The organism is Nguyenibacter vanlangensis, from assembly GCF_013376155.1.
GTDB classification, from domain to species: Bacteria; Pseudomonadota; Alphaproteobacteria; order Acetobacterales; family Acetobacteraceae; genus Gluconacetobacter; species Gluconacetobacter vanlangensis.
On sequence record NZ_JABXXP010000219.1, the window covers coordinates 1 to 4559 of the forward strand.

4 protein-coding genes and 1 pseudogene are annotated in these 4559 nt (G+C 60.7%); 3 read left to right on the forward strand and 2 right to left on the reverse strand.

Annotated elements, in window-relative coordinates:
* Positions 1 to 384, reverse strand: a 384-nt coding sequence (locus HUK84_RS11025; protein WP_176640343.1) for a cytosine permease, incomplete at its 3' end; no start/stop codon positions are given.
* 264 nt (positions 385 to 648) lie between these two features.
* Here HUK84_RS11025 and HUK84_RS11030 point away from each other — a divergent pair.
* The 3 genes and pseudogenes from HUK84_RS11030 to HUK84_RS11040 all read left to right on the forward strand — a co-directional run bounded on the left by HUK84_RS11030 (position 649) and on the right by HUK84_RS11040 (position 3729).
* Entirely contained in the window at positions 649 to 1701 is a 1053-nt protein-coding gene (locus HUK84_RS11030; protein ID WP_176640344.1) for an MYG1 family protein, read from the forward strand.
* A 283-nt stretch (positions 1702 to 1984) separates the two neighbouring features.
* Positions 1985 to 2199 (forward strand): annotated as a pseudogene (locus HUK84_RS11035) (IS701 family transposase); the annotation flags it as partial.
* Positions 2200 to 2421: 222 nt separating this feature from the next.
* Positions 2422 to 3729: a Cdc6/Cdc18 family protein gene (locus HUK84_RS11040; RefSeq protein ID WP_176640345.1), complete on the forward strand. Its 1308-nt coding sequence runs from the start codon at positions 2422 to 2424 to the stop codon at positions 3727 to 3729.
* Positions 3730 to 4025: 296 nt separating this feature from the next.
* On the opposite strand, the gene HUK84_RS11045 is transcribed toward HUK84_RS11040, so the two are convergent.
* Positions 4026 to 4436: an MFS transporter gene (locus tag HUK84_RS11045; RefSeq protein ID WP_176640346.1), complete on the reverse strand. Its 411-nt coding sequence runs from the start codon at positions 4434 to 4436 to the stop codon at positions 4026 to 4028.
* Between the last annotated feature and the right edge of the window lie 123 nt (positions 4437 to 4559).

The window sequence follows — 4559 nt, forward strand, 5'->3', positions numbered from 1 at the left end:
CAGCAGCACCAGCGCGACCGTGGACGGCACGTTGTTCACCGCGTCCCACCCCACGCAGCTCGCCCAGTTGATCAGCGCCGGCACCCGCTTGCCCGCCATGCCGAAGGCCAGGCGCGAGGCCTCGATCTGCGGCAGCCCGGTCGCCGGCCCCATGGCGGCGCACAGCGCCACCGGCAGGCCGCCGATCACATTGCCCGCCACCAGCGCCAGAAGCGCCGTCCGCACATCCAGCCCCATCAGGCCGACCAGCACGCCGATCACCCAGGCGGACGGGGCCAGGTTGGGGGAGAAATGGCTCCAGAACACCCGGTCGATCGCCATGGTCTGCAGTGCCGGATCCAGCGGACGCTCGACGATCCCCCGCCCCGATGCCTCGATCCGCATGATGCCGCACCCGCCCTTCCGATCCGTGTCCCGGCCGAAATGATCCGCCAGGACGCACCGGATTGCAAACGCCGCGTCCCGCCCCCAGAGGCACCCCCCAGAGGCGCCCCCCAGAGGTGCCTCTCAGGGGAGGACCGACAGGCCCGGCAAGGAATATTGTCTGGCCGCGAATATTGTCTGGCGGCCGCCCGTGCGGCATGACGGGGCACGATCGGAAAATTCACTCTCGTTTGCCAGCCCCCTCGTTTCTCAGCAGGTGCCCCTATGCCAGAACACACGCCCATCGGTCTCGAAGATGAAACGGCAACCATCAGGGCGCTGACCCATTCGGGGAATTTCCACGTCGACGAAACGCTGGGCTACGTCATCCTTCACTACGCGCTCGCGCCGCAGGGGGACCTGCGCGGCCGCGTGCTCGCCGAAACGCCCATCGACCGGCTCGATTTCGCGCGCACCCGCGCGCCCGACCGCATCCGCTCGGCCGACATCGTGTTCGACGTGGGCGGCACGTACGACCCGTCCAACGGCCGATACGACCACCACATGAAGGACAAGCCGCTCCGCGCGGACGGCACGCCCTACAGCGCCGCCGGATTGCTGTGGAAGGCGTACGGCGTCGCGGCGCTGCGCAACATCCTCGCCACGCCGCTCGCCACGCCGATGGACGCGCCGATGGACGCGGACGGACTCGCCGCGATCTGGCAGATTATCGACCAATCCCTGGTCCTGCCGGTCGATCAGGACGATAACGGCGTCGCGAAGATGGGCAAATTGTCCCTGGCGGACATCGTGTCGGCCTGCGGCCCGGCCTGGGATACCGCCGAACTCCACGGTCCGGACGCGGCCCGTGCGCGCGAGGCCCAGGGCTTCGCGAACGCCGCCGTCGCGGTGGCCGCCCACCTGGTCAACATGGTCGACCGCGCCCGCGCCGGGCTGAAGGCGGCGAACCGGGTGATGGCAGCCTACGACCAGGCCGACGACAAGCGCATCCTCGTCATGGAAACGGGAATGCCCACCGAGAAGGTGATCTTCGAGCACGACCTGCCGGTCGTCTACGTGGTCTCCCCGGCCGGCCCCGACCAGTGGAACGTCAAGGCCATCCCGCCCAAGCGCGGCGATTTCGGCCAGCGCGTCTCCCTGCCGGAAGCATGGGCCGGCCTGGAAAGGGACGCCCTGGCCAGGATCTCTGGCGTCCCCGACGCCGTCTTCGCCCACCCGGCCCGCTTCATCTGCGGCGCCGCCAGCCGCGACGGCGCCCTGAAAATGGCCCGCCTGGCACTCGAGATCGACGCCGCCTCAAAACAGCCCGCCACCTGACACCCCAAGCCGGCCCCCAACGGTCCGGCTGTCACCTCCATGGCGGCTGACCGACCACCATCAACCGCCACGCACACCATTCCATCACTCAAGCGCGATAAACCATTTTCCCCAAAATGGGCATCGACTCGCATAGATCGCAGGTCCGAGTTGCGGGGGAACCCGACTGTCGGCTTTGGTTTCCAACGCATTAGAAGCGGACCCCCCTGTCAAAACCCGTGCGGCTCAATATGGCTGCGTGACTCACACCAAACAGCCCTCGGAAAACTCGGGACGCTTCAGGGTCTGCGAGCAGGCCCTTCAGCAACTGAAGGAGGAACTCGGCCTCGATCACTTCGAGGGGCGATCGTGGATCGGGCTGCATCGGCATGCTCTGCTGGGCATGATGGCCTACGCCTTTCTCCAATCCTGCCGCCTCAAGGCAGCAGGGCGAAAAAAAACCATAACGGGTCCACCGCCTCAGCCCAGCCCGCCAGCGATCCGTCAGGCCATTCTTGATCGCATCCTCCGACCACCATGCCGGCAGTGTCCTCACTGCGGCAGGACGCTCAGCCCACCCTCATCACAGAAAATGCCAAAGTAGTGCTAGGCATCTAGATCGATAGATACGTAGATTCATTTGGTGAAGTCCATGGATATAGAGAGGTGATGCTTTCAGCATAGCTAGCAGCAACTCTGGCAATGTGCTTGAATATATCATAGGCATGAGAGGTAGACCCGATGACAAAACAGAAGCCGACGCTCTATGAAATTGAGAATGCTTTTCAACCTGCGAGCGAAATTAATAACAGTGATCGCTTCGCCGGACGATCAAAACCTTTGCGAGACGCTTTTCTGGCTTTGATGGCAGAGGGGGCAAATATCGCCATCGTTGGAAATCGAGGTATTGGCAAGACCTCGTTAGCACGACAAATTGAAAATTTTGGACGGGGGGACAATACACTTCTGCAGCGCTTGAAAATTAACCTTGATCATAACCATGACTATAATGTCATGTATTTTGCATGTGGGGCCGAAGTAACGAATCGCGAGGACTTGCTGATCAGGCTGCTGACGTCAGGCGCATGTCTGGGAAACTGGCTCTACGACATACCGAAGACAAAAAAAATGATGCACAGCCTGTCGCCAAAGCTATCAGCGAAGTTGGGGACCATTGGTGCGCAGATCGGCGGTGAAATTGGCGCTAATCACGCGACAGAGACCGTCTTCGAAGCAATTGCGATTCCTCAAAACATTGAAGGTATCTTCGAAAACGTCGTCCGAAATCTCGTCGACGAAAACCTCACTCGGGATGGCATTTTAATTGTGGTCGACGAGTTCGATCAGATAGTCGATCCAAACGGGATCGGCCCCTTCCTCAAGGCCCTGGCAACCAATGCTGCGAAAGTAAAGTTCTGCTTAGTTGGAGTTGCGACGGACATCCAGCAGTTGATGAAGGAGCACCAATCGTCCGATCGCCTGTTCGCCGGGACAATCATAGCTTTGGATCCAATGTCAGGAACGGAATTAAATGAGATCATAACGATTGCTGAACAGAACGTTCGAAACTATTTTGACGTGTCGGACGACGCACGATCACGGATTGTCGGATTGGCGCAAGGGCATCCCTATCTCGTCCATCTCGTCGGTAAATTCGCCTTCAGGATGGCTTATATGGAGGATCGCCGAGCAATAACTGCGGACGATATCGACCGCGTTCTTAACGAAATCGCCGAGAATGGTTCGGATCCGGTGTTGGAGGGACGCTATCGGAAGGCCGTAGCGTCCTCTAGGCAAAGAGAAACCGTTCTTAAGGCACTCGCCGAAAATCAAGACGATAGAGGTGAGGTCTGGACTACAAATGCGTACAGGGACGCCCTTGACGCAGGTGTTGATAATGCCAGCCAGTATGTTGGCCAACTTGTGACCAAGGATTTTGGAGAAGAGCTCGAAAAGATACGTGAAAGATATTACAGATTTAAAGACTCTTTATTTGCGGCATATGTCAAAGCGCGGCCGCCCATGCGTGGCCTCGCTCGTGACAGTTAATGGGACCTGAACGAATCTTTTCTGCAAAGACTCACTGGCAATGTCTGCTATTTGGGTCAGCCGAGTGGGCAACGGAAGACCGGCAAGAGGCGAAAGCCGCAGGTCTCCTTTCTCCGAGTTTTATCCGTTACCCGGTACGCCTTCCGCCACCCAACCGACAGAAGCCAGGCAATCGCCGAATTTGCCGCCGACATGCCCCACCCGCTTCCCGCGCGGGCGCCGATCCGGATACGATGCCCGACCGATCAAGGCACATAGCCCGCCTCGACCCCAGGGGAGCCGACGAAACAGCACCCTCAGACCGCCTCGCCCGCCTCATCCCGCCCGCGCATCAGCCCGAAATAGCCCAGGATCACCAGATAGGCCGGCACGGCCACCAGCACGAAGGCTGCATGCGTGCCCCAGCCTTGCGCCAGATGGACATAGAGTTGCGGCAGCACCGCCCCGCCCGAAAACGCCATGACCAGCAGCGCCGTCGCGTGGTCGGCATGGCGCCCCATCCGGCGCATGACGACGGGAAACAGCGCCGGCAGGATCATCGCATTGGCGAATCCCAGCAAGGCGACGCACAGCACCGAGACCAGGCCGGCGCTGAACCACACCGCGGCGCACAGCACCAGCCCCATGACGCAGGACAGCGCCATATAGCGCAGTTGCGACACGAAGCGCGGCACCACCACCATCCCCGTCAGGTACCCCGCCATCATCGCCGCCAGGGTGGCAGGGTATACGCAATCCGGTTCGACAGCATAAGGACGTCCAGATCGACCCAGGCCATGCCATATTGCCGGATCATCACGTAACGAAACAGGTCGGAGAAATGACCCAGG

Coding starts and splice junctions, on each gene's coding strand:
- HUK84_RS11030 (WP_176640344.1), top strand. CDS start 649: ATGCCAGAACACACGCCCATCGGTCTCGAAGATGAAACGGCAACCATC.
- HUK84_RS11040 (WP_176640345.1), top strand. CDS start 2,422: ATGACAAAACAGAAGCCGACGCTCTATGAAATTGAGAATGCTTTTCAA.
- HUK84_RS11045 (WP_176640346.1), bottom strand. CDS start 4,436: ATGATGGCGGGGTACCTGACGGGGATGGTGGTGGTGCCGCGCTTCGTG.